Source organism: Pseudoalteromonas nanhaiensis (genome assembly GCF_051235485.1).
Lineage (GTDB): Bacteria > Pseudomonadota > Gammaproteobacteria > Enterobacterales > Alteromonadaceae > Pseudoalteromonas > Pseudoalteromonas lipolytica_C.
Genome location: NZ_JBPNYQ010000005.1, coordinates 132,114 through 157,568 on the forward strand (window position 1 = coordinate 132,114; position 25,455 = coordinate 157,568).

The window sequence follows — 25,455 nt, forward strand, 5'->3', positions numbered from 1 at the left end:
CTATAGCGCATCTAGTTTTATTAAAAAGGGTTTAGATACCAGCTCGCAATAATACGTAATCATTTTGAGGGAGCAAACCTGTCGCTACCAGCGTTAAAAATTTCTCATTTAGAACAACTAAATAACGAAATTTTTGCCTTGTTATCAACGAGGTTTTCTTGCCTCAAAAAGCCCACTTTATTAAGCAAGCTGGTATTATCCAAATTCACTTTCAAATAATTTTTGTTAATTGAGGTCACTATTTACTAAATCGAGTAATTTGATCAGTTGCAGTGCTTGTTGTTCGTTAATGCTTGGGAAGCGACAACGAATTTGCGACGGTATCTCAGCGGCTTGATCTTGCATCGCCTTGCCTTTGGCTTCGAGCTGCACGAGTCGTTTGCGTTTATCTTGGCTATCTTTGGTGATCGACAACAATGCTTTATCGCTCATTTTTTTCAAAATTTGCGTCATCGCACCGCCATCAATGGCAGTTTTTTCAAGTAATTCAGCAATGCTGATCTGATCTTTTTCCCACAGCGCCATCATCACTACGTATTGCGGGTAGGTTAAATCTAATTGATTAAGAGAGTCTCGATACGCACGGGCAATCCCATTCGATGCCATATATAAGCGATGGCATAGCTGGTTATCTAATTTTAGCTGTGGGTATTTCATACTCGATCCTCAAAATTCAATACGAGCATTTTAATTTGCATACAAAGTATTTGCAATCCCGAAAAAGCTGACCTAATATATTTTGCATGCAAAGTATATTTTCACTCAATTAGGAGAGTAATCATGAAAGAACTACAAAGCGTCGCATACACAGCAAAAGCAACAGCAACAGGTGGCCGTGAAGGCACAGCAAAATCAGATGATGGCCGCTTAGATGTGGCACTATCAACTCCTAAGGGGTTAGGTGGTGATGATGGTCAAGGTACAAACCCTGAGCAATTATTTGCAGCAGGTTACGCGGCTTGTTTTATCGGCGCATTAAAGTTAGTGGCTGGCCAAGCAAAAATTAAATTACCGGCAGATACTCACATTAACTCTGAAGTATCAATTGGTCCTATCGAAGGTGGTTTTGGTATTGCTGTTAAGCTTGCTGTATCGGTAGGTGATCTTGATAAAGACACCGCTCTTGCACTTGTTAATAAAGCGCACGAAGTATGCCCATACTCAAACGCTACACGCGGTAACATTGCTGTAGAGTTATCAGTGATCTAATCGCTATTTATCAAAATAGGCCGTGCTTTATGCACGGCTTTTTTGTTTTTCAGCAATCGATTTTGCTAAATCACCTGAACCCGTAAGCGCAGATACTAGGCCTTCGCGTGGTTCACTAAATTCTATTGGTTTTATCTTACTGGCTCGGGCTGCATCGAATACCGGTATTTGGCTCATTGCGTATTCAGACAATGCGGTAATGGTTAATGATGGGTTTACCCCTAAATTACCCGGTATGATTGAGCCGTCAATAACACGCAGGTTTTGATAGCCGAACACTTCTCCTGAGCTATCAACTACGCCGTTAGAGGCATCAGTCCCCATGGCGACTCCACTCATTATATGCGCCGTCATCGGGGCACCAAAGAGCACTTCAGTTAAAGCAGAGCCTGGCACACCACCGAGTTTTTCGGCGTAGAGTTTGGTTGCTTCTTCTGCTTTTGGAAAACTAACGCTAAGCGGTGCATCATTCTCTTTTTGCACTGCAGTAATGCCGCTTTTAAATAACCGATACCATTTGCGTCGCCATTCAAGGTGAATAAACGCCTCGGATTTTTGCATCACCAAAAAGAGAATTGAGCTGCGGGCTTTGCCTTTTGGTCGCAATACTTTGGCTGTTTTTATTGGATGGCGCAGTGTATTCACTAAAAACTTAGCGATACGCTTGAGGCCTTTTCCAGTCACCATAGGAACGTAAGGTAAATAAAGCCATGTGCCATCGGCGCCTTCCTTAAACCGGCAAATTTCAATGTTGGTGTCTTTGTCGACCGAAATAAATGAGCTGATCGCAACGCCATCATCAACTTTTTTAGTGGTATTGTTCGCGGTGGTGAGGGTTTCTGAATTTGTACGAATTTGCTGACCAAGCCAAGCTGAAATATTAGGTAGTGTTTTGTCTTTATCGCGCATTTTTAAAAGCAAAGGCACGGTGCCCATGACCCCTGCGCTTAGCACAACGCCACGTGTTGTTAGCGTATAAATATGGTTGTTGCGATGACTGGTATCTTTAATCTTAATTTTGTATCCGGCGCTGCCATCTGCATTGAGTGGGGTGATTTTAATTACTTCAGAGCTGGGTCTTATCTCTACGCCATTGCGCTCGGCAAAGTACAGATAGTTTTTCATTAAGGTGTTTTTGGCATTATGGCGACAACCAATCATGCAGCTACCACAGTAATGGCAGGTATTTCGCCTTGGACCATCGCCATTAAAGTATGGGTCGGGTAGCTCTTTGTTATAGGCTTCGCCGGGTTTTGCAAAAAGCACCCCGGTATTCACGGTTTTGAACGAGTCACCTTGCCCCATCTGCTCTGCAATCTCTTTAAGGGTGTGATCGGCAACATTGGTATAGGTATTTTTGGCACTGCCTAACATGCGTTGTGCAAGGCCATAGTAGGGCATTAGGCTTTCTTTCCAGTCTGATTTTATGCGTGTCCAAGCTGGAGATTGAAACACCTCATCATCAGGAATAAGGTGCACATTGGCATAAATTTGTGAGCCACCGCCAACACCCACACCATGCAGCACAGTGACTTTGCTGGTAAACGAAAATTGAATGCAGCCTTTTAAGCCAATTTCTGGTTGCCACATATAATTTTTGATATCTAGGTTGGTCTTTGGAAATTCTTTATCGTCGCGGCGAAGGCCTTTTTCAAGTACTAAAACCCGGTTACCTTTTTCGCTTAGGCGTAGCGCACTCACTGAGCCACCAAACCCAGAGCCTATAATTATTTGGTCAAAATCAAATGTGTCTTGCTGCATGGTCATCGCTTGTTGATATTTATTATTATAATTAACTCGTTACAAAATACGCTGTAAATTAGCTGCTTATCTGTTGTGGTTTGGGATGTACATATTAGTAATATAGAAGCTTGTCGGTTGTTTGTCTTAGAACAAGTAATAAAGAAACGCAATTTATCAACTTTTTAGTGCTCAGCAGCGCTTACTCGCTATATGTTAAGCCATTTAATTAAATAGTTTGTCATGCTTTGTACGCCGTTAATCTAAATAAACCGAATCATAACAAAGCTATAAATTTCAATTGCATGCTAGCAAAATTCTGTTGTCGAACAGAGCATTTTCAATAAATTACTTAAAAATAATGCTTTACTCCTTTTTTGGGCTGTAAAATTAGTTAAATAGTCTAAACTATTAGCAAACCTACAATAAAAACAGGACATTTCGATGCGGCAGTTAGCATTAGCGAAAAAGTTATTATGGCTCACAGTAGGCAGTATTTTTATTACTGTGTTTGTTTTATCGAGTGTTTTATGGTGGCAGTTGTCAAACAGCAACCAGCAGTTAGCTGCACAATCAGAAAAGCTGATTGTTGCTGAAGTTGAAGACAAACTAGCCTCCAATGCTGCCGCATATGGTGAGCAAGTCGCTGGATTTATTAACGAAGCATATCGAGTTCCTTATTCATTTGCCGCAATCTTAGGTGATCATGATGCAGCAAGTACTTTAACTCGCGATGCGGTGGTTGAGTTGAATCGCTCACTACTCAAAAAAAATACCATTCTTTCATCTATTTATTCGCAGTTTGAAGCAAATGCGTTTGATGGCCGTGATGCTAATTTTATTAGTGGTTATGATCATTCTGTGGCGGGTGTTGGTACTTTAGAAATCTATTTCACACGCAATCGAGATGGCGCCATTGAGCAACAAGTCGTAGATGATGCGGCTGAAAAATATGTCGATACACTTAATGAATTTGGTCAGCGAGAAGCTGAGTGGTACCTGTGTGTAAAAGACACCAAAGTACCCTGCATAATGGAACCTTACCTATACGAAATCACCCCAGGGTATTCAGAAATGATGACCTCTTTAACTGTGCCAATTCTTCGTGATAATGAATTTATTGGTGTTGCTGGTGTTGATTTAACTTTGCCTGTATTTCAAAGCATGACCGAAAAATTGTCAAAAGAGCTATATAACGGTAAAGCCCGAGTTACCTTATTAAGCTCACTCGATTTAGTGGTTGGTAGCAGCCATTACAAAGATAAGCTAGGCAGACCGCTAAAAGAGGCTGTGGCTAAAAGCACTTTAGACAATTACGTTAAAGCGAAAAATCAAAGTGGTGTATTTAAAGTCGGTGATGAGTATTTAGTTAATTACCCAATCACCATTAAGCTTGCTAAAACCCAGTGGAACTTATTGATTCAAGTACCAGCTGAGCTTGCACTTGAGGGCCCTCATGCGCTGGCAAATAGCATGAGTGAAAACGCCAATACGTTAGGCGGCTTAATCTTGGTGACGGGTATTATTATTGCTGGTGCAGCCTTTGTTATCATGACCTTAGTGATCCGCACCATTGTGGCACCATTACAACAAATTCAACAGCGTGTTGATAACCTTGCTAGTGCTGAAGGCGACCTAACCCAAACCCTGCATGTTGATACCCATGCTGAATTAATAGCACTAGCAACAGGTTTTAATGCGTTTCTTGCTAAATTGCGTGACTTAATTGGTGAGCTTAAAAATGTATCGACGCAAACCAAGGAGCAAGCCCACATGGCAACCAGTGTTGCTGTTGATACTAAACATAATGTACAAGCGCAATTTCAAGAAATTGAAAGCGTGGTGACCGCAATGAACGAAATGAGTGCAACAGCACTTGAGGTTGCAAGGGCTTCTGAACAATCGGCGCAACAAGCTGACGAAATAAATAGTTTAGTAGTTAGTAGTGAAAAAAGTTTGTCTTCAGCTGTAACACAAGTTAAGACTATGTCGGATGAAATAAAAGAAGCAAACAAAGCGGTCGAAAAGGTTGCAGCGCGCAGTAATGACATAACTCAGATATTAGATGTGATCAGAACGATAGCAGAGCAAACCAATTTGCTTGCCCTCAATGCTGCTATAGAAGCTGCAAGAGCTGGTGAGCAAGGACGTGGATTTGCCGTGGTCGCCGACGAAGTTCGTGCGCTTGCTTCAAAAACACGTTCATCAACAGATGACATCAGCGGTCTAATCGACAGCTTACAGCTTGAAGTAGGCAACGCTTCTAAAGTGATTGAACAAGGTGTTGTGCGTGCACAAACCGCGGTAGATGAAACCTCCGTTGCCTTTGATGCGCTGCATGAGGTGGTTGTTAAGGTGGACGAAATTACGCAACAAATTACCCATATTGCAACAGCCGCTGAAGAGCAAAGCTCTGTAACCGAGGAGATTAATAGGAATCTTACTTTAATCTCAGATGCTGCATCGCAATTAGCAGAGTTATCAACGCAGGCTGGAGACGGCAGTCAAACGCTTAATGCCCTTGTTGCACAGCAAGATGATGAGCTGAATAAATTAAAGACGAAATAGCTTTAAGTTGCTAGTTGCAAGGGTAAAGGGGCTAGTTACGAGGTGCTAGGTGCGAGATAAAACGCGATGTGAAATCGCTGTTACCTACTCGCACCTCGCATCTCTAGACCTTGTTTCGCGCGCCAAGCAAGTGTGATGCCTGCATTCCCGTACCTCATAGTTTGCCTGTTTGCTATTCATACGATTTATTAGACTAATAGTTAATGTGCTTGATTAATAGGCATTTATTAACAATTGCTGTATGTTGTCTAAATTATCAATTAATTTAAGTTGTTATATTTCAATGGGTTAAGAGAATTTTCTGTGTTTTTAATACTATAAGAACGGCTTTTTTACAAATTCATACCCTACCTTTTGCCTAATCGTGTTTTTGGCCCGACTGCTTTACCCTAACTGCATAATAAAAACTCACATAATTTTTCAAGATAGGCAGTAGGAGAACTCATGAATACGAGGCAGCAATCAGCGTCAACAGCGCCTGCTGAGCAAGGGTCGGATACTCATGCCGATCAGCAAAGCTATCAAGCTCTTCATAAACCCAGCAGTGAATTTTCGAGTCGCGACGAATACCTTGAACACGAATTACAAATTATGCAGCCTAAGCGCTGGCGTCCTAATTTACCATTTCGTGATTACCGGTTTGAATTAGAAGACTCTATCCCTGCAATGGCAGGAACCATAGGCAAGGTGGTCATGGTCGGTGCAATTGCTGCAACGTTTGCAGCGCCACTGGGCCTAGGTGAAGGTTTTATTCTAGAAAACGTGCGCTATGAGCTATTAATTGTATCGATCTTCATTTTATTATTTTCGGGCTTCTTTTTACCAACGGCAAATCTGGCGGGTACGCATGGGCCGCTTATTCCTTTAATCCCGATTGTGGTTGCAGCGGGTGGTCACCCAATGGCCTTTGGTTTACTGATAGGGGCGTTTGGTCTGTTACTCGCGCTTAGTAAAGGGGGGAGTTTACTGGCGGGCTTAACCAGCCGAGGAGTGTGTGGCGGTTTACTGCTCTACCTTGGTTTTATTGGCACGATTTCGCAGGTTAAAAAGCTGTTTGCATGGGCTGAAGGCATTGATATGACCCATATCGCTTTTATTGTGATTTTATCGACTATCGTGTTGTATGCCTTACTTGAGCACTACAAAAAACGTTGGTTAGCTGTGCCATTAAGTTGCTTACTTGGTGGTTTAATCGCATTTTTACTGGGTGCGCCGTTTGAGTTTAAAACAGCACCGGACTTACCAAATATGAACCCAATGTATTGGTGGGGTGAAAACACCGGTTGGATGCTGGGCTTACCAACCCTAGAGAGCTTTGTAGTGGTATTGCCGTTTGCAGTGCTTGCGGTTGCTATGTGGTCACCTGACTTTTTAGGACACCAAGTATTCCAAAAAATCAGTTACCCAGAACGCACAGAAAAAGTGCAAATGAACATTGACGATACCATGTTTAGTGCTTCAATCCGCCAGACATTTGGTTCCTTATTAGGCGGCTCTAACTTTACCTCATCATGGGGAACTTACATTGTGCCAGCAGCCATCGCTAAGCGACCCATTCCTGCAGGTGCGGTGTTAACAGCATTATTTTGTATCATTGCCAGTATTTGGGGCTACCCAATGGATTTAGCTATTTGGCAACCCGTGTTATGTGTCGCCTTGATTGTAGGTGTGTTTATCCCACTTCTTGAAGCTGGCATGGAAATGACCCGCGAAGGTAAAACCACCCAATCGGCTGCTATTGTGGTGTTTTCATCGACTTTGGTGAATCCTGCATTTGGTTGGTCGTTAACTATGTTGCTCGACAACCTGGGCTTAATTGGTTGTAAAGAGCGAAGCTCTGAACTATCACCAATGAGCCGTTGGATCATTCCATTAATAATGTTTGTAATTTTAACAAGCGTGATGGCGCTGGTGGGTATGCTGCCAGGGATCCCAGCATTAATGGCTGACTTTAGGCATTGATAAAAAAGGGTAAGGTGATAAACGCCTTACCCTTTTTCAAAGCTGTTATTTAAACTTAACTGTTTTTTCGCTGCGGATGTAAGTTCGGGTATCTGGTTTTGTCCATTGACCTTTTTTAAGGTAAGAGGTCGACACCACAAAGCTGTTGTTTTTAAACTCGCTTGTCGATTTTACCTTAGTGATCCCCTCTTTGCTGCCTGTCACATTCTCATAAGCAACAAACTGAGTAGGGCTAAGTACATTCATTGTGCCTTGGGTATAAAAACCTGCCGTAGTGAAGTAATAAAACACTAAAGATTGCTTTTTATTATCCCAAAAAATCATCGATTCACCACCATATTCACCTTCATTGATAGAATGAATGGTTTTAATAGCCGTGCCATTGAGCGCGCGTTGCCAGGTACTCACATCTTGCACCGCAGGTTTACCTGCTGCGACATTAAAGTCAGACTGCCATGTGCCTAAGTAAGGCTCAAACACTTTTAGCTTGTCATCAAGTTGTTGCTCCGCCGCCAAAACAGAAAGTGAACACAGGCAGATTGATAGTAAAAGTGATTTTAGGTATGCCATAATAGCGTCCCGATAAAATTAATTTGTTTTGCAAAGTATAGGTGATAATTTATTGATTAAGAAAACATTAATTACATTTTCATTGTTGTTTCTAGCGCTGCTATGGCTGGTATCGTGGCAACTTAATATTACCTACTTTATTGCAGGCACTTACAGCGTAGCGAGCATAATAAGCTTTTTGGTATATGGCTGGGATAAACGTTTAGCGATGCAACATGGCGAGCATACAATAAGAGTACCTGAGCGTACACTGCATATTTTAGGGTTAATCGGTGGTTGGCCAGGTTCATTAATTGCACAGCAATGGTTAAGACACAAATCCAAAAAACGCAGTTTTATTGCCGTGCTTTGGTTAACAATTATTGTTAATGGCAGTGCACTGTCGTCACTGTACTATTTGCAGTTAATTTAAAAGTAGATCAAAAAAGGAAAGCCGTTGCTTTCCTTTGGTGGGAAGTAATTTCATATTATTGAGTAGCTTGATTAGACTCTATGCTTTTAAGATCTACAGTCAATATTGTTTTTTTATCTACAACAATCCACTTGCGATAGGTTAAATAACCAGGCTTGGTTACTTCAATATCGTATTTACCATCATTAAGTTCAATACCATCTTCGTAGACAGGTTTAATATTCATGATACGAACACGCGCATCGTTAGGTGTAGTAACGACCGTTAATGAAGTTACAGGCACTTCCTCTATCACTTCAGCTACAGGTTCTACAATAGTCTCTGGTTCTGGCGAAACTTCTGTGGTTGATGAACAGCCTGCTAGTATCATCAGTGCACAGGCAAGACTTAATTTTTTCATAATTACTCCATTAAATTACACTATTTATTAGACGTTAAAGAAAAAGAATGGCGTTCAAAAATTTATTTGTGCAAATTCGCTCTTCCCTGACGTTTGATTATTTAATCTTCTGATCTAGATTGTATTTTCTAGACTCTTTCTAATTTCTTCGCTCCGTTCTACAAGTCTTTCGGCTGTTCTATACATTTTTTGTTTCATTAAACTACTGGCCATAGAAATATAAGTCGTTGCTATTTGATCTTTGATTAATAAAATGGGCTCAAATGATTCAGGGAAGATTTCAGCTTCTTTACTAAATGACTCATCAAACTCGATAAGCTGTTTATAGTCCGAAACATTTGCAAGTTGAGTGTTAAATCTTTCTAATTTTTCTTGATAAAATATTTTGGCATCGTCGTCAGGGTAACTCACAGTCATCCCTTCACTCGTTTTTCTCTTATATTCAGCTAATGCGATCATGGCTGACTCTTTTTTTCGCAATGCAGTAACGAGTGGCTCAAGTTCTGAAGTATTGGAAAAAACTAATTCACCTACATCAAGTAATGTTTTTTGTGTAACGAAATCTTCATTTTCAATAGACGCTAAAACTGCCAGTTTGAAATTATTTATATGCTCTTGGTTGGGTACATAGGTATAACTAGAGTCGATAATTTTTATTTGAGATACAAGACCGTGAATGTTGTTGTCACCACTTTCATCATATCTAGATTGCGATAACAGTACATCTAAACGGTAACTTAGATCAGATAGGATTGACTGTCTTTCAGTAAGCAAGCTTTCGAGTTTATTATTTAATGTCTCTGAATCAGGATAGAAATTTTTTGCTTCGTCATAAATAGCAATAGCTTCATCGTAGGCTCTTGTATTTATGGCGGTTCTTGGTAAATCATCGACTTGTTTAGTAAATTTTTCTACGACTTTATTTTGATGAACAGCTAAAAGCCCTTCTTTTAATACTTTGTATTGTGGTGGAATTTCATTTAATCGTTGCGGTAAACCATCACTAGGCCAATTCATCCATGTTTCAAGCTGTTCAACTTTTGCGAGCGAGTTTTGATAGTTTGCTTCAATCAATTGCTGTTTATCGCTTTGGGATAAAAACTGATACCCAGCACCACCAATAAGTAATGCGTAGCAAGCTGCATGGATTAATAATGAAGTTCTATTATTGTTTAGTTCATATTTAACTTCAGACAATGATTTAGGGCGATGAGCAGCATCAAGTGAAATACACTTTTTGATTTTAAGCCAAACACTTAATGAACTGTTGCTGGGTTTTTTTACACTTGTATCTTTTGCTACTTGATTTGCAGCGACTCTATTGTATGGATGCTTGCTCGTTAATAGCTCAAATGCAATACAACCAAATGCAAATATATCGTCTTTAGCTGAAGATTTGTCTCCATTTAGTTGCTCAGGACTAGCATATGTGGGGGTATAACCATTGCTGTTTGGTTGCTCATTGTTAGCAGGGGCTGCATATTTATCTTCTTGAAGGTTTGTTTTTGCAATACCAAAATCTAAAATCTTTAAGTTTCCTTGCGAATCAAGAATTATGTTTGAAGGCTTTAGGTCGCTGTGTACAATTCCCTTAGAGTGAGCGTAAGTTAGGGCGTCAATAAGCTGATTTAAAATAGGTTTAGCTCGTTTTTGAGACAAACCATTTGGTTTACTTCTTTTGATTAATTGCTCAAGAGTTTCACCTTCAATCCATTCCATTACGACGAAATGATAGGTGTCACTTGAAGACGCTGAAAATACTTTGACAATGTTGGGGTGAGAAAGAGTGCGAGTTTTTATTGTTTCATCTTTTAACAATAATAAAGCATCCTCTGAGTCAGCTAACTCAGGGTGTAATACTTTAATTGCAACTATATTATCTTGATTTAATTGAGTATTTAGGTAGGTGTCTCGTGCTCGATAAATATAACCCATGCCACCTTCACCAATTAATTCTTCAATTAAGTAGCGGTTTGAGAGTGTTTTACCAATTAAATGAAGCTTGCTTCCTTTAGATACCGCATTTTTATTTTTTATTGAGGCAATACGTGTTTTATCATTCTCAGCAGTCATTATAATTCCTTTTATAAAAATCAATATCCTTTTGACTGGGGACATATTTTACAAAAAATACAACAATAAGCAATCATTCAGTTTATATTAATGAACTGGTACTTAAGGTTTAGTTCTTAGATTGGTTATTTGTTTTTGTATTTTATTTTGTTTTTTAAAATTATTTAAATTCTGTTTTTGGGTATTTTTCCGCGTTGACTTTATTCTGCGAAGTATTTTATCCTATTAGAATGTTTGTATTTATGGGACTAACAATCAAATGGAAGTGATTCTAAATGTTACCAGTTATCACAGGCTTTCTCCTGAGATAGATGCGAAAAAAGTAGTAAAAAATGAGTTAACTTTTGGTCGGTCAGAAGATTGTGATTGGTATTTACCTGATCCGGAAAAAGTAATATCAGGTCGCCATGGTAAAATTGTAAAAGAAACAGATGGCTTCTATGTTTATGACTACTCGACAAATGGATTGTTTATAAACTTTTCAGTTTCACCGCTTGGTAAAGAAAATAAACACCGACTAAATGATGGTGACATTCTCACTATTGGTGATTTTCAAATTGAATCAACTTTACAGCAAGATGAACAAGCTCAAAATTTTGAGCCACATGTCAACTCTTTCAATACCCCGCCTACAGAACTACCAACAAATTTAAGCGGTAATTTTAATGCTTCTTCTGAGCAGCAATTGGCTTACGACAGTTCTAGTGAACTTGAAGAGGCAATGCTTGCGCCTACTTTTCAGAAAGCACCGAGTGAAAACATTGACATATTTTCACAACAAAACCTCAGTCAACCCATTCCAGAGGACTGGGATGAACTCGCACAACTATCAGCTACAGTTAAAGAAAAAGAAAATAGCGTGCCTGTATTACCGGTAGAAGAGCCTGTAATTAGCACTCCAGCTGTTAATGATAGTAAGCCGTTCAATAATGGCAATAGTGCAATAGCTGCAAATAACGCCCCAGTTAGTGCACCTATAAAAGATAATCAAATTTCAAACTCTTCGAAATTAGTTATTTCTTTTTTGAATGGTTTAAGTGTTAATGAAAAATTAGCTGCAGAGCTGCAAAATGAAGACACATGGCAGCATATGGGCGAGTGCTTTAAGCTTTTTCTTGAAGGCTCGATGGATTTGATTCGTCAGCGAACAAATATTAAGAATCAACTTAAATTGAATCACACAACTTTTAAAGTTGAGCAAAATAACCCTCTTAAGTTTTCAGCAACCATTGATGATGTTATGCAGAATCTTTTTGTTCGTAATAGCGCAAGTTTTTTGCAAGCGAATGAAGCTGTAAAAGAAAGTTTTGTTGATATAAAACTTCATGAACAAGGGTTACTAGCAGGAGCAACAGGGGCGCTTAATGGCCTTTTAGAGCAATTATCACCGCGTGATATAAAAGCGCAAAGTAATAAAGGTGGTCTACTTAGCTCTTTGCCTGCATATGGCGGTGCTTCTAGCTGGCGTATATATAACGAATTGTATGCTGACATTGCAGATGATGTTAAAGCTAAAGGGGTTTTAGCATTTTCTGATGATTTTCTGAAGGCATACAATAGTGGTAATTAGTTGTATTACAATAAAGGAATAATGCAATGTTGAAGTTCAAGCTTACTTTTGTAGGTGTTATGTGGGTATTTTTAACAGCCTGTACAACGGTAAACAAGTTTGTGCCCCCATCTACTGATTTAAACATTTCAGTGGCCTCAGATGTGAATCCAGATATCTCTGGCCGTCCTTCACCTGTCGTTTATAAAGTGTTTGAACTAAGCTCCCGAACTATTTTCGATACGCAAGATTTTTTTAGTTTATATGAAAATCCAGAAGCGGTACTTGGGCCTGATCTTCTTAAAAAAGATGAACTTGAATTACAACCTTCGTCAAGCATTGAATACAAAATGAATTTAAACAGAAATACTCGCTTTGTTGGTGTGGTAGTCGCTTATAGAGATATTGAAAAGGCCCGTTGGCGAGCTGTTATAGAGGTTGATCCGACAGGCTACGATGACATTGACGTAAATGTTGAGTCGTTAGCTGTATATATGAAAGATTAAAGGAATAAACATGAGTGATTACACGCGGGTCGCATGGACAGAAGGAATGTTCTTAAGGCCTCAGCATTTTCAACAAGCAGATAAGCATGTTTCTAGTGTAATTAGAAGAGTTATAGAGGGCACTGTTGCTGATTCATGGGGAGTCATTGAACTCGAAATTGATAGTGAACTACTTGTAACCGGTCAATTTGCTATTGATAAATTGTCGGCTATTTCGCCAGATTTATGCCCAATTCAGATGCCAAGTGATGAGTTTCTTCCTGATCCCTTAGTGGTAGCTAAAAGTGCCTATGATGAAATTATATGCCTTGCAATTCCAGCCTTGAAGGGAAGTGGGATCAACATCTCTTCTAGTGAAGACGAATTAGTGACACGTTACAGGATTGCAGACTTATCAGTTAGTGATGACAGTTTAGGCTCTCAAGCTCAAGAAGTAATCCAAGTAGCAAAGCTTCATAGCCGATTGATGTTAATGTCTGATGATACATCGGGTTATGTCTTGCTGCCGCTTGCAAGAATTACAGAAGTCACGAATGAGGGAGCAATTAAACTTGATTCTAAGTATATTCCTCCTAGTTTGTTTGTCACCAGTAATAAGCCTTTAACAGCGCTTGTCAGAGAGGTCTCAGGTTTAATAAAGCAACGTGCAGAAAGTATTGCAGTCAGGCTATGTCAAGGGTATGCAGGTAGCACATCAGTGGCTGATTTTTTGATGCTACAAACATTAAATAAATATGATGCTATTTTTCAAAGCTTATTAACGCACTCTCGTGTTCATCCTCGAGAACTTTATGCAAGGTTAATTGAGCTTGCTGGCGAACTTGCAACATTTAGTGCTGTAAATAAACGGGTGCCGCAACTTCCAAAATATGACCATGCAAATTTACAGTTTGTTTTTGCAGAGGTTGTGAACTTCCTATACCAATCTCTCAGCCAAGTGATTGAACAAACAGCCACTGAAATTAAGTTAGAACAAAGTAAGTTTGGTATCTCATTCGGTGCATTAAGAGATAAGTCGATTCTCGACTCTGCTCAATTCGTACTGGCTGTCAAAGCGAGTATTCCCCATGAAGAATTAAGAAAGTTGCTACCTTCGCAAATTAAAATTGGTAGCGTAGAGTCGATTCGAGATTTAGTAAATAACCAGCTACCAGGGATCTCAATCAATGGCTTACCTACAGCGCCACGTCAAGTACCTTACCATGCTGGATATCATTATTTTGAGCTTAATAAAAACAGTGAACACTGGAGCAAACTAAAATCCAGTGGGGGTATCGCTCTTCATTTATCAGGTAACTACCCTGATTTAAACTTAATTCTTTGGGCAATTAGAAGCTAATAAAGGAAGCGTTTCAATGGATGAAACAATAATTAAACCACGTCCAGGACGTTTGGGCCGTAACAAGTCAAATTCAGAAGCATCGCAAGGCTCGAGTGACAAAACCGTGGTCTCGTTTAGTCACTCTTCACCTGAAAAGGCGAGTGTCAGTTCTGTATCAATTTTTAAAAATGAATTACTCGATGCGGCTAATGATAGCTTTTCATTGATCATTTTTATTAATCAGTCATCGCAAATAGACAGTTTAGCGGCTTTAAAGCATCGTGCAATTGAATCAATCAAGCGCTTTGAGACGAATCTGCGCGCGAAATCAATTGAGCTCACGGTCATTAATAATGCGCGTTATTGCTTATGTGCTGCAATTGATGAAGCCGTATTAAATGCAAAGTGGAGTTCGTTAGAATGGGCAGAAGAAAGCTTATTATCCACTTTTCATAAAGAAACATTTGGTGGTGAGTACTTTTTTACTTTGCTGGATGAAGCGCTAGCGCATCCAGAAATGAATCGAAACTTTTTAGAGCTACAATACCATTGTTTAAATTTAGGCTTTAAAGGTAAGTTTCGAGTTGCTGCAAGCGGTGAAAGTAAGTTAGAAGATTACCGTAATAGAATTTACCACATCCTCAATCAGCTTGATGGGCCTCATAGTCAATTTTTAACACCTAGCTGGAAAAGCCGTGTTGCAGCAGGGGTAGAGTTAAGAAACCAAATTCCTCTTTGGGTTGTAATTTCGGTTCTTGCTTTAATTGCGCTAGTGGTTTATTTATTTTTCAATATGCGTCTCAATGAGCAAGTTGACGCTACTGCTGAAAACTTGAAATTAGTTCATCCTTTGTCATCTTCACAAGTTGAAGGTAATAGAAGCAAGCAACTTGAATTGTTAACTCAGTTATTACACACAGAGATACAACGCGGTATAGTTAGCGTTGAACAACAAACAGACAGGATCAGAATAACAATAAATAATGAGAGTTTGTTTAACTCTGGTGAAGCAACACTATTGCCCTCTTTCCAACCCATTTTAGAGAAGTTAGCACTAAGCCTTGAAGGAACAAAAGGCAAAATCTTAATCACAGGTCACACCGACGATAGCCCAATAAGTACCAGTCAGTTTCCTTCTAATTGGCATTTATCATTAGCTAGAGCTACACAAGTAGCAAATTCAATGGCTAAGAATACTGGCTTAATGGGAAGGTTATGGCCAGAAGGAAAAGGCTCTGCAGAGCCTTTAGTGAGCAATACGAATTCAGATAAGGCATTAAACCGCCGAATTGAAATCGACTTACTTTTTTAATGGAGTTGTGATGAGTTTTATTCAAAAGTGCAAGCGCGCTATGTACGCTGCTACTTCTCGTAAGGTGATGATCGTAGTTGGCTTTTTAGCTCTCTTCCTTCTTATTTGGTTTGGTGGTCCTTTGATAGCGATCGCTGATTATAAACCGTTTGAAAGTGTCGCTGCTCGTGCAATCACTATTTTAGCAATTTTACTGGTATATACCGTTATTAAACTGATTGAATTTAGAAATCAAAGCAAGCGAAATACTAGCATGACAGAAGAGCTGATAGAGGTTGATGCTAATTCTGCAGATGAAGTCCAAGAAGAAATTAAAACCTTAAAGACTCGAATGGTTGAGGCGATCGAGTTATTGAAGGATGCCAAGCTCTTTAACGGCCGTAATATCTATCAGCTTCCTTGGTATATCATGATTGGCCCTCCTGGTTCAGGTAAGACAAACTTTATCAATAACTCAGGCCTTGATTTTCCTTTAAAGGAGAAGCTAGGCACAGACTTAATTCACGGTGTTGGTGGTACGCGGAATTGTGATTGGTGGTTTACCAACAAAGCAGTGATTATTGATACCGCAGGACGTTACACCACGCAAAACAGTCATGCTTTACACGACTCAAAAGCATGGCAAGGTTTTTTAGGACTACTTAGAAAATACAGGCCAAAACGACCTGTAAATGGGGTGATCATCAGTATGGGTATCTCTGAACTGATGAATCAAACTAAAACTGAGCGTAATTTGCATGCTCGCGCGATTAAACAACGACTACAGGAGCTTCAAGGGCAGCTGGGCATGACCTTTCCTGTTTATGTTATTTTTTCAAAAGTTGACTTAATTGAAGGGTTTAGAGAGTTTTTTAGTGAGCTGAGTGATGAAGAAACCGAACAAGTTTGGGGGGTTACTTTTGAGCTTGATGCTGAATCTGACAATCAAATTGAAGTGTTTAACAGGGAATTTCATGGGCTAATTTCAAATTTAACCTCGTTATTAAATCGACGTTTAATTAATGAGCATGATTTAGCAAACCGCTCTAAGGTATTTGAGTTTCCAAAGCAACTTCGTGCACTTCAAAGTGTAGGTTATTCTTTTTTAAAAGAAATATTTACACCAAATGCGTATGAAAGTCTGCCAATATTTCGTGGTGTATACCTTACTAGTGCAACGCAAGAAGGGACTCCTTCTAATTTGTTGACTGAACAAAATTCAACGAAAAAAGATTATATAAACCAAACTAGAAGCTTCTTTATAAAGCGTTTGTTAGAGAGCGTTATTTTTCCTGAGCAAAACCTAGCAAGTACCAACAAACATCATGAAAAGCAAAGTAAGTGGTTACGCGTGTCATGCTTAGCTGTGACATGTATCACTTTAATAGCATTAAGTATTTCTTGGTACGTGAGCTTTTCATGGAATAGTGATTTGATAGATGAAACAAATCAAGCATTAGCTGAATATCAAGTGCTAGATCAAAATACAGTAGATAAAAGTAATCTGCTTGTTTTGAATCAGCGCTTTAATAAGTTAAAGAATTTCCCTGTTAATGAAATTAATGCTGAAGATTTTGAGGCTTATGGTTTTAGTAAGGTAGAAGAGCTAACAGAGGCTTCAAAAAGTGCCTACTTGCGTTCACTAAAAACGTACCTAGAACCATATTTACTCAATGCGCTAACATCTGAGATGGAGCAACAAGCTGATTATTTGAGTTATTTATACGAGACATTACGCAGCTATCTGATGTTATTTGAGCCTGAGCATTATAATCAAGATGATTTACTTGCCTGGTTTAGTGCCTATTACGAAAGGGCTCTTCCTGGGGACGTGAACGTAACTAATCGCAGTGATCTTATGGCTCATACACGAGCATTACTGGACCATGGTTTTTCTGGGCAGGAAATTGATCATCAAGCTGTTCGTCTTGCGCGAGCTGAATTAACAAAACTGCCAATTGCAGAAAGAGCTTATCAAAGACTGCAAGCTGACTTTATGGAAAGCAGCATTCCTCCAATAAAATTAACAGACATTATAAGTTACGAAAGCGCACGAGAATTTAGTTTTCAAAACCCTGAAGTCGCGATGAAAGGTATCCCAGGTCTTTATACCTACAATGGTTATCATGGCATTTTTAATGTCGAGAAAAGCAAGATGTTGGGTAACTTGATGGCAAGTAGTTGGGTTTACGGTGAAGAAGCTGCAAACACATACGATATCTCAAAAGCTGACATCGAAAAGAAATTAGAGCAAAAGTATTTTCAAGATTATATCTATTACTGGCGTTCGTTTGTTGATGAGCTGACTTTAAATGAGTTCAATTCACCAACAGAAGGTGTTCGCGTTACTAATGTTTTAGCGGGACCAGAAGCGCCAATAAAAAATATTATTACAACTGTTCAAAAAAATGTTCAGTTGACTAAGTTGCCTATTTCGGAAAATCAAAAGGCAGCCGGTAAAGTGGCTGCAAACGCTGCTGAAGTCGCTATGCATACTAAAGCTAATAGACTTAAACGTTACTTGCCTAATGAAACACCGAAATTTGAAGTTAAACTTCCAGGCTACCAAGTAGAGGAAGCATTTAGTGATATTTTAGAAATTGAACCACAGCAACTTGAGACAATTCAAGCAAGTTTAAGAGAGCTAAATATTTACTTAAACCAACTTGATCGAGGTGGGTTACTTAAGTCATCAGTAAAGAATCAGTTAAGTGGCAAGAATAAACCGGAATTCCTCAGTCAGCTTGAGTTTCAAAGTAAAGGACTACCTTACCCAGCCAATAAGTGGCTATTAGACATTAGCCAAGATACGTCGAATATTACTCGAAAAAGTGCCAATCAGCACTTAAACGAAATTTGGAGAAGCAGTGTTTTACGTGAGTATAATGCTGCAATCGTTGGGCGTTACCCGTTGGTTCCTAATTCAGATAAGGAGATCAATCTTAAAGATTTTTCAGACTTTTTTGGTCCTAAGGGCACGATAGATAACTTTTTCACTACGTATATTGCGCCTAGTGTTGATACCAGTAAGAGCCCTTGGCGATTTGAAAAGAACATAGGTGTTAGTGAGTCAGCACTCAGAATGTTTGAACAAGCTGCCAGAATTCGAGAGGTGTTTTTTGATGGCAACAGTAATACGCCACGAATAGAGTTTGGTTTAAAACCGATTAAACTGGACCAAACAATTTCCAGCTTCATGATCGAAATTGATGGTCAGTCAATGATTTATCGACATGGCCCACCGAAAGTAAAAAGTATTGTTTGGCCAGGAGACGTTGCTCAAAGTAAAACTAGAATTGTGTTTACACCACCTTATGGGGGGAGAACCATCAATACCAGCTACAGTGGTGAATGGTCTCTCTATCGAATGCTGGATGATCTTAAAGCTCAGCGAGCAGAAACCCAGAGTGACTTAGAGCTGCACTTTTCGCTGCAAGGAAATAATGCAACGGTTGAATTATTACCTAATTCGATTCGACACCCATTTTGGAACGCAAGTATAGAGAGCTTCTCATGTCCGACAAGGTTATAGGTATTGGCTATTTGGGTAAAGTTCCATTTTTGGGTGACTTTGTGCAAGAAGGTATTTGTCAACAGTTTTCAGAGCATTGGGAGCATTGGCTTCAGGCTGCGATAGCAGTAAGCAAAGAACAACTAGGTGCCCAGTGGCAAGAGCGTTATTTAACAAGTCCTGTTTGGCACTTTGCACTATGCGAAAACTTAATTACAGAGAATGCAAAAATGGGGACGCTTTTGCCAAGTGTTGATGCTGTAGGCCGTCATTATCCCTTTACTGTTCTTGTTGATAGCGATAGCACACCGATTGCGACATTAAACTCAAACCAGCTATCGCTTGATTATGAAGACGCAGTGTTAACTGTTCTAGATGACAGTGTAGACTTAAGTGTTTGGCAGAAAAAGGTACTCAGTACGCTTAAAAGTAATCATTCACCAACTAAAAAATTCAGTAAAAGCCTTTCTCCAGATGAAAATAAATCAGCTGCAGTATTTGAGTTTCAAGGAGATGAATTGGGTGCCGGGACATTAAACGATGTCTTGCATTCGCTATTACTCAATAAGTATGGAGATTACAGCGTGTGGTGGACCCACGGCTCTATAAATATTAAACCTGTCGTTTTTGTGACGGCAGGTTTACCGCCAGTAAATCAGGTGGCTGCAATGCTAGATGGACGTTGGCAGCATTGGGAATGGAATTATACCCAGGTAAGTGAGTGTGAATAAAAATTTTATTAGTTATGCCGTGTCTCATCGCGGAGTCGTTCGTGAATTAAATGAAGATGCTTATATCGAACTTAATAAGTATAACATTTGGGTTGTTGCGGACGGTATGGGGGGGCATGAAGCGGGCGATTTTGCAAGCCAGCTAGTGGTAGATGTCATTAAGGCTGAAGTCGAAGAGTTACCTGCTTCATTAATTTCGACTGAGATGTTGATTAAGGCAATAAAAAGCGCCAATACAAAACTACTTGAGTATAGCAGTGATTTTTTGGGGAACAAAACGGCTGGTACAACAGTTACTGTTTTGTTTTTTAAAGATAATAAATATTCAGCAATATGGGTAGGTGATAGCAGGATATACCTTTACAGATCGAATGCTTTGCTACAGTTATCTCGAGATCATAGCCAAATTAATGATTTAATTGACGAGGGCTTACTCACAGAGCAAGAGGCAATAAATCACCCATTAGCGAATGTAATTACACGCGCAGTAGGGGTACAAAATGAATTATCAGTCGATTGTGTTGAAGGTGATTTATTAACTGATGATATTTTCCTACTTTGTTCTGATGGATTAACTGGTGAGTTAAGTGACTCAGAAATTAGTATTGCTTTAGGTCCTAAAAATATAATTGATTCTGGTATGGCTTTAATTCACTCCACTCTTGTGCGTGGTGCAAGAGATAATGTTACTTTTATTTTAGTGAAAAATGAAGAATCGGATAAATCTAATAATAAAAAACTAGTTAATGATGATTTGACTGTGCCCTTATTATTGAGTAAATAGCCTATTATTAAAATAATATGGATGATGCTTTGTTTTATTATTTTATTTTTTGTAATTTCATTTTAATTAATGATTTTGTGGCTTGAAATTAAAAATAAGAGATGTATTATTTTACGTCGTCTCTATTTTGGGTGTAAAAGGAATTTGTAAGGCAATGGAATGTTTGTATTTGATGAATATATAGCTCCAATTAGCGAAGATGCATTCGCGGGCATTGAGCCTAGATCAGATGTATCTCCTACCTCAACGTATTATTCCTTAAAAGATATGCGTAATCAGCTACGTGCTGCCGAGCGCCTTGCACTCGTTGATGATGAGGGCATAGCTTCTCTTGCTCGTGATTGGCAGCCATTGTTAGAACAATGTAGCGCTGCATTAAAATCAGAAAGTAAAGATATTGAATATTTAGCCTGGTTTATTGAAGCACTATGTCGTGTATATGGTTTTAAAGGTTTGGCATTTGGCTTTCGAGTTGCACATGAGCTTATAAGTAATCATTTTGAGTTACTCTATCCATCACTTGATGAAGGCGATGAAATATCTGATAAAGTTTCTGCTCTTGTTGGTTTAAATGGCGTAGCGGGTGATGGCGCGCTTATCATCCCTATTAAAAGTATCGCTCTAACAGATAGCCAAAATTATGAACCATTTACTTACTGGGAATATCAGCAAGCTTACGACATATCTAGGCTCAATGATGAGAAAAGAGAAAAGAAAATAGCGCAAGGCGCTATTGATTTTGAGTTAATAGAAAAAAGTGCCCAAGAAACTCCTGCTGAGTTTTTCCTCGAATTAAAAAACGGCATTGAAGAGGCTCTCACAGAATTTAGTGCATTAAGCATTGCACTTGATGCTGCTACTGAACAGTCACAACCCACTTCTAATATTAAGCAAGCACTCGAGGAATGCTTAAATGCAGTTTTGCATTTAGGCAAAGATAAGCTCAAATCTCTTGAAGTCAAATCAATACAAGAACCACAAGACAATGAGCGAGTGGATGATGATGCATCTATAGCTGAGAATACTAATCGCAATGATGCAGTAATCAACAGCCGAGAAAGTGCGATAAATAAGTTGCAAGAAATAGCACAGTTTTTCAGAAAGACAGAACCGCATTCACCTATGTCTTACACCATTGAACAAGTTATTCGATGGAGCGAATTATCGCTACCAGAATTATTAAATGAATTAATAACCGATAGTGATGCTAGGACCGGATACTTTAAGCTGTCTGGCATCAAAGTTAGCGAAACAGAAACCGAGTAAAAGGAGTTTTGAATGAGTATCCATGACAAATTAAAACGTGTACGTAAACCTAGAGTACACATTACCTATGATGTTGAAACTGAAGGTGCAATTGTAAAAAAAGAGCTTCCTTTTGTAGTTGGGGTAATGGGTGATTTTTCAGGTCATAATAAAGAAGTATTAAAACCTTTAAAAGACCGTCGTTTTATTCAAATCGATAGAGAAAACTTTAATGATGTTTTAAAAAAAATGAGCCCGTCTCTTAAGTTAGATGTTGATAATACTTTAACTGATGACGGCACCAAATTTAGTGTTGATCTCAACTTTAAAAGTATCGATGACTTTGAGCCTGCTGCTGTCGTAAATCAAGTTGAACCATTACGCAACCTAATGGAGACTCGTAATAAACTTCGTGACCTCATGACTAAGATTGACCGCTCGGAAGAGTTAGAAAATGTCTTAGAGGAAGTGTTAAGCAACACGGCGAGTCTTGATTCAATTGCCAAAGAGCTAAAGTTAGAGGAGTCTGAAAAATGAGCACCGAAACACTAGCACAAGAATTAGACACAGCAGCAACGACAGAATCGGCGTCGTTATTAACCCAAGCGATTGGCGCAACTAAACAAACAGACGCAAGTCGAGCGGAAGAGCTATTACGCACTTTAACTGAAGAAGCTTTAAAGGGCACTGTTCAATGGAATAAAAACATGACAGTGACTTTCAATGAAGCTATTCAATTGATCGACCAAAAAATATCGAAACAACTCAGTGTGATTATGCACCATGAAGACTTTCAAAAATTAGAAGGTTCTTGGCGTGGTCTTAATCATTTGGTGATGAATTCAGATACAGGCTCAACATTAAAAATCCGTGTACTAAATATGAAGAAGAAAGAGCTTCATAAAGATTTAAGTAAAGCGGTTGAGTTTGATCAAAGCCAAACATTCAAAAAAATCTATGAGTCAGAGTTTGGTACACCAGGCGGTGAACCTTACGGCACTATTGTTGGTGATTTTGAGTTTACTAATCACCCAGAAGATGTTGAAACACTCAGCTTAATGTCAAATGTTGCTGCTGCTGGTTTCTGTCCGTTCATTTCGGCATCATCACCTTCACTCTTTGGTTTTGATAGTTGGGAAGAGCTCACTAAACCAAGAGATCTTGAAAAAGTATTTGAATCACTTGAATATACTAAGTGGCGCTCATTTAGAGACAGCGATGATTCACGCTTTGTTTCACTCACGATGCCAAGATTTTTATCTCGTTTACCTTACGGTGCAGCATCTAAACCTGTTGAAGAATTCAACTATGAAGAGTTTGAAGTTGATGAGCTTGCCGGTCGCTCTGTAAGTACTGATAACGGTGATTATTGTTGGAGTAATGCTGCCTATGCGATGGCGACGAACATGACAAAAGCATTCTCTCAATATGGTTTTTGTACTGCTATTCGTGGTGCTGAAGGCGGCGGTAAAGTAGAAGGTTTACCTACCCATATATTCACGAGTGATGATGGTGATCCTGATCTTAAATGCCCAACAGAGATTGGTATTACTGATCGACGTGAAGCTGAGTTAAGTAAGCTTGGTTTCTTACCACTGTGTCATTATAAAAATACAGATTACGCTGTGTTCTTTGGTGGACAATCGTGCCAAAAGCCGCAAGTTTACTCAACGCCTGATGCAACTGCCAATGCCGCTATTTCAGCACGCTTGCCTTACCTTATGGCTACTTCTCGCTTTGCTCATTATTTAAAAGTAATGGCACGTGATAAAATTGGTAGCTTTATGGAAGCAGAAGACGTTGAATCTTGGTTAAATCGTTGGATCTTATCTTACGTAAATGCGACAGAGGGTGGTGGTCAAGATATCAGAGCACGTTATCCTTTAGCAGATGCAAAAGTTTCAGTTAAAGAAATTCCTGGTCAGCCTGGTGCTTATAATGCTGTCGCGTGGTTAAGACCATGGTTACAAATGGAAGAGTTAACGTCATCACTTAGATTGGTTGCCAAAATCCCTGAGATTGGTTAACCCTTCCTGCATTAAGGATGATGCAAAATGAATTGTGAAGAGTTTTCATTCATAGGAGCTGACGCTGTATTTTCTCATAATACAGCGTCTGATATCTTCGAAAATAGTGCTTTATTGGAACGCTTTCTAAATGAGAAAGAGACATTTAAAGCACTGTTATTATGGCTTGAAGGCTCTTCTGATTCGCCACTGCAGTGGGATAAAGAGTCAATCAGTTCATATTTGCAACTGACCATTGTTAAAATAGACTCGCTTATTTCAAAGCAATTAGATCAGATTTTACACCACCCAAAGTTACAACAATTAGAAGCTAGCTGGCGCAATTTGTGGTGGTTAACTTTACAAACAGAACTCAGTGATAAAGAAAAAAAAGTAAAGTTACGCCTGTTAGATTGTGATTGGAATACATTATCGAGAGATGTTAATAAGGCTATCGATTTCGATCAAAGTAGCCTCTTTCAATTAATTTATCAAAATGAGTTCGACCGTCCAGGTGGAGAGCCTTTTGGTGTATTGATTGGTGATTACGAAATTACCAACGGGAATGCACCGGGTACAATTTACAACGATATAGACACTTTAAAAGAAATTTCGAAAGTAGCCGCAGCCTCCTTTTCGCCATTTATTACTGCTGTGTCAGCAAGCTTATTTGGTACAAACAGTTTTACTGATCTTGGCTACCAATTCGATTTATATAATCAATTTGAACAGGTCGAATATACCAAGTGGCGTAGCTTTAGAGGCATGGAAGATGCGCGTTTTGTTGGTCTTGTATTGCCGCATGTTTTAGTCAGAGCACCCTATAAAAACGACGGTACCCGTCACTTAGACTTTTTATATACAGAAAAAATAACAGCACCAGAAACAGATATGTTATGGGGAAACGCCGCGTACCAATTTGTGTCGACTTTAGTGCGTGCTTATGCTGAAAGTGGTTGGTTTGGTCAAATCAGAGGGATTGAGCCAGGTAAAATATCTAAAGGTATCGTTACCGGGTTGACGAAAAATTACTTTTCAACCGATGTATACAGAAAAGAAGCTAAGCCACCAATAGATTTGATTGTGACCAGTAAATTAGAAAAGCAATTTTCTGAACTTGGGTTTATACCTGCCTCATCCGTGACTAATACTGAGCATCTGGTTTTTTATAGTAACGCTTCGGCTCAGCAAGCCAAGCACTACGATAGTGAAGCATCGACAGTAAATGCCCGCTTATCGTCTATGCTGCAATATATTTTATGTGTGTCACGTTTTGCTCACTATTTAAAGCTGCTAGCGCGTGATCGGGTTGGTTCTTATAGTACAGCTCAAGCTTGTGAACAAGGCTTGCAAGCATGGGTTAATAACTACACGACAGCATCGGATTCTGCTTCAGAGCAAATAAGAAGTAAGTATCCTTTGGCAAATGCGAAAGTGAAAGTGACCGAAAATAAATCGAAGCCAGGCCACTACTTTTCTGTCTTACAACTACAACCTCATTTTCAGCTTGATCAAATGGTATCAAGTATCAAATTAGTGACTGAACTAAGTCCTCATCATCAAATAAAGGAATAAAA

20 protein-coding genes are annotated in these 25,455 nt (G+C 39.2%); 15 read left to right on the forward strand and 5 right to left on the reverse strand.

The annotated features are described in order from the left end of the window. Nucleotides 1–225: 225 nt before the first annotated feature. A complete protein-coding gene (locus ACSFVZ_RS07080) occupies nt 226–657 on the reverse strand; it encodes a MarR family winged helix-turn-helix transcriptional regulator (protein WP_435558478.1) in 432 nt (143 codons plus the stop codon). 123 nt (nt 658–780) lie between these two features. On the opposite strand from ACSFVZ_RS07080, the gene ACSFVZ_RS07085 reads away from it, so the two are divergent. Beyond that, on the forward strand, nt 781–1,209 hold the full coding sequence (locus ACSFVZ_RS07085; RefSeq protein WP_054553604.1) for an organic hydroperoxide resistance protein: 429 nt from the start codon (nt 781–783) through the stop codon (nt 1,207–1,209). A gap of 27 nt (nt 1,210–1,236) precedes the next feature. Here the strand turns inward: ACSFVZ_RS07085 and ACSFVZ_RS07090 are convergent, their stop codons facing one another. Beyond that, a complete protein-coding gene (locus ACSFVZ_RS07090; RefSeq protein WP_235382720.1) occupies nt 1,237–2,970 on the reverse strand; it encodes a GMC family oxidoreductase in 1,734 nt (577 codons plus the stop codon). Between the two features lie 423 nt (nt 2,971–3,393). Here ACSFVZ_RS07090 and ACSFVZ_RS07095 point away from each other — a divergent pair, with 423 nt between their 5' ends. Together ACSFVZ_RS07095 and ACSFVZ_RS07100 are read left to right on the forward strand one after the other, a co-directional pair. Further along, nucleotides 3,394–5,517: a methyl-accepting chemotaxis protein gene (locus tag ACSFVZ_RS07095; protein WP_135926834.1), complete on the forward strand. Its 2,124-nt coding sequence runs from the start codon at nt 3,394–3,396 to the stop codon at nt 5,515–5,517. A 444-nt stretch (nt 5,518–5,961) separates the two neighbouring features. Beyond that, a complete protein-coding gene (locus ACSFVZ_RS07100; protein ID WP_435558480.1) occupies nt 5,962–7,479 on the forward strand; it encodes a DUF3360 family protein in 1,518 nt (505 codons plus the stop codon). A 45-nt stretch (nt 7,480–7,524) separates the two neighbouring features. Here ACSFVZ_RS07100 and ACSFVZ_RS07105 read toward each other — a convergent pair whose 3' ends face one another. Beyond that, the gene (locus ACSFVZ_RS07105) at nt 7,525–8,049 is read right to left on the reverse strand and encodes a hypothetical protein (RefSeq protein ID WP_235382718.1); all 525 of its coding nucleotides are present in this window, start codon (nt 8,047–8,049) and stop codon (nt 7,525–7,527) included. Between the two features lie 52 nt (nt 8,050–8,101). On the opposite strand from ACSFVZ_RS07105, the gene ACSFVZ_RS07110 reads away from it, so the two are divergent. Further along, a complete protein-coding gene (locus ACSFVZ_RS07110) occupies nt 8,102–8,461 on the forward strand; it encodes a DUF1294 domain-containing protein (RefSeq protein ID WP_235382717.1) in 360 nt (119 codons plus the stop codon). A 55-nt stretch (nt 8,462–8,516) separates the two neighbouring features. Here the strand turns inward: ACSFVZ_RS07110 and ACSFVZ_RS07115 are convergent, their stop codons facing one another. Continuing rightward, complete coding sequence (locus tag ACSFVZ_RS07115) at nt 8,517–8,861, reverse strand: PEGA domain-containing protein (RefSeq protein ID WP_135926838.1); 345 nt, start codon at nt 8,859–8,861, stop codon at nt 8,517–8,519. Nucleotides 8,862–8,975: 114 nt separating this feature from the next. After that, nucleotides 8,976–10,934, reverse strand: coding sequence for a serine/threonine-protein kinase (locus ACSFVZ_RS07120; protein ID WP_435558481.1), 1,959 nt, complete (start codon nt 10,932–10,934; stop codon nt 8,976–8,978). A 259-nt stretch (nt 10,935–11,193) separates the two neighbouring features. On the opposite strand from ACSFVZ_RS07120, the gene tagH reads away from it, so the two are divergent. The 11 genes from tagH to tssC (ACSFVZ_RS07175) all read left to right on the forward strand — a co-directional run bounded on the left by tagH (nt 11,194) and on the right by tssC (ACSFVZ_RS07175) (nt 25,453). Next, nucleotides 11,194–12,504 (forward strand): type VI secretion system-associated FHA domain protein TagH, encoded by a 1,311-nt coding sequence (tagH, locus tag ACSFVZ_RS07125; protein WP_435558482.1) that lies wholly within the window; start codon nt 11,194–11,196, stop codon nt 12,502–12,504. Nucleotides 12,505–12,530: 26 nt separating this feature from the next. After that, nucleotides 12,531–12,989, forward strand: coding sequence for a type VI secretion system lipoprotein TssJ (gene tssJ, locus ACSFVZ_RS07130; protein ID WP_138557092.1), 459 nt, complete (start codon nt 12,531–12,533; stop codon nt 12,987–12,989). Between the two features lie 10 nt (nt 12,990–12,999). Further along, complete coding sequence (tssK, locus tag ACSFVZ_RS07135) at nt 13,000–14,328, forward strand: type VI secretion system baseplate subunit TssK (RefSeq protein WP_105181721.1); 1,329 nt, start codon at nt 13,000–13,002, stop codon at nt 14,326–14,328. A gap of 16 nt (nt 14,329–14,344) precedes the next feature. Then, nucleotides 14,345–15,622 carry a type VI secretion system protein TssL, long form gene (tssL, locus tag ACSFVZ_RS07140; protein ID WP_235382714.1) on the forward strand — a complete coding sequence of 426 codons (1,278 nt, stop codon included), beginning with the start codon at nt 14,345–14,347 and terminating at the stop codon, nt 15,620–15,622. A 10-nt stretch (nt 15,623–15,632) separates the two neighbouring features. Beyond that, entirely contained in the window at nt 15,633–19,133 is a 3,501-nt protein-coding gene (gene tssM / locus ACSFVZ_RS07145) for a type VI secretion system membrane subunit TssM (RefSeq protein WP_235382713.1), read from the forward strand. Continuing rightward, nucleotides 19,115–19,843 (forward strand): type VI secretion system-associated protein TagF, encoded by a 729-nt coding sequence (gene tagF / locus ACSFVZ_RS07150; protein ID WP_235382712.1) that lies wholly within the window; start codon nt 19,115–19,117, stop codon nt 19,841–19,843. The genes tssM and tagF overlap by 19 nt, the downstream gene beginning before the upstream one ends. Beyond that, complete coding sequence (locus ACSFVZ_RS07155; RefSeq protein WP_235382711.1) at nt 19,836–20,627, forward strand: PP2C family protein-serine/threonine phosphatase; 792 nt, start codon at nt 19,836–19,838, stop codon at nt 20,625–20,627. Before tagF ends, ACSFVZ_RS07155 begins: the two co-directional genes overlap by 8 nt. 159 nt (nt 20,628–20,786) lie before the next feature. Then, complete coding sequence (tssA, locus tag ACSFVZ_RS07160) at nt 20,787–21,893, forward strand: type VI secretion system protein TssA (protein WP_235382710.1); 1,107 nt, start codon at nt 20,787–20,789, stop codon at nt 21,891–21,893. A gap of 12 nt (nt 21,894–21,905) precedes the next feature. Next, on the forward strand, nt 21,906–22,409 hold the full coding sequence (gene tssB, locus ACSFVZ_RS07165) for a type VI secretion system contractile sheath small subunit (protein WP_235382709.1): 504 nt from the start codon (nt 21,906–21,908) through the stop codon (nt 22,407–22,409). Further along, entirely contained in the window at nt 22,406–23,899 is a 1,494-nt protein-coding gene (gene tssC, locus ACSFVZ_RS07170) for a type VI secretion system contractile sheath large subunit (protein WP_235382708.1), read from the forward strand. Before tssB ends, tssC (ACSFVZ_RS07170) begins: the two co-directional genes overlap by 4 nt. A 27-nt stretch (nt 23,900–23,926) precedes the next feature. Further along, entirely contained in the window at nt 23,927–25,453 is a 1,527-nt protein-coding gene (gene tssC, locus ACSFVZ_RS07175) for a type VI secretion system contractile sheath large subunit (RefSeq protein WP_235382707.1), read from the forward strand. Nucleotides 25,454–25,455: the final 2 nt, after the last annotated feature.

Coding starts and splice junctions, on each gene's coding strand:
- ACSFVZ_RS07090 (WP_235382720.1), bottom strand. CDS start 2,970: ATGCAGCAAGACACATTTGATTTTGACCAAATAATTATAGGCTCTGGG.
- tssK (WP_105181721.1), top strand. CDS start 13,000: ATGAGTGATTACACGCGGGTCGCATGGACAGAAGGAATGTTCTTAAGG.
- tssA (WP_235382710.1), top strand. CDS start 20,787: ATGTTTGTATTTGATGAATATATAGCTCCAATTAGCGAAGATGCATTC.
- ACSFVZ_RS07080 (WP_435558478.1), bottom strand. CDS start 657: ATGAAATACCCACAGCTAAAATTAGATAACCAGCTATGCCATCGCTTA.
- ACSFVZ_RS07100 (WP_435558480.1), top strand. CDS start 5,962: ATGAATACGAGGCAGCAATCAGCGTCAACAGCGCCTGCTGAGCAAGGG.
- ACSFVZ_RS07095 (WP_135926834.1), top strand. CDS start 3,394: ATGCGGCAGTTAGCATTAGCGAAAAAGTTATTATGGCTCACAGTAGGC.
- ACSFVZ_RS07085 (WP_054553604.1), top strand. CDS start 781: ATGAAAGAACTACAAAGCGTCGCATACACAGCAAAAGCAACAGCAACA.
- tagF (WP_235382712.1), top strand. CDS start 19,115: ATGTCCGACAAGGTTATAGGTATTGGCTATTTGGGTAAAGTTCCATTT.
- ACSFVZ_RS07120 (WP_435558481.1), bottom strand. CDS start 10,934: ATGACTGCTGAGAATGATAAAACACGTATTGCCTCAATAAAAAATAAA.
- tssL (WP_235382714.1), top strand. CDS start 14,345: ATGGATGAAACAATAATTAAACCACGTCCAGGACGTTTGGGCCGTAAC.
- tssC (WP_235382708.1), top strand. CDS start 22,406: ATGAGCACCGAAACACTAGCACAAGAATTAGACACAGCAGCAACGACA.
- tagH (WP_435558482.1), top strand. CDS start 11,194: ATGGAAGTGATTCTAAATGTTACCAGTTATCACAGGCTTTCTCCTGAG.
- ACSFVZ_RS07105 (WP_235382718.1), bottom strand. CDS start 8,049: ATGGCATACCTAAAATCACTTTTACTATCAATCTGCCTGTGTTCACTT.
- tssJ (WP_138557092.1), top strand. CDS start 12,531: ATGTTGAAGTTCAAGCTTACTTTTGTAGGTGTTATGTGGGTATTTTTA.
- ACSFVZ_RS07115 (WP_135926838.1), bottom strand. CDS start 8,861: ATGAAAAAATTAAGTCTTGCCTGTGCACTGATGATACTAGCAGGCTGT.
- tssB (WP_235382709.1), top strand. CDS start 21,906: ATGAGTATCCATGACAAATTAAAACGTGTACGTAAACCTAGAGTACAC.
- tssM (WP_235382713.1), top strand. CDS start 15,633: ATGAGTTTTATTCAAAAGTGCAAGCGCGCTATGTACGCTGCTACTTCT.
- tssC (WP_235382707.1), top strand. CDS start 23,927: ATGAATTGTGAAGAGTTTTCATTCATAGGAGCTGACGCTGTATTTTCT.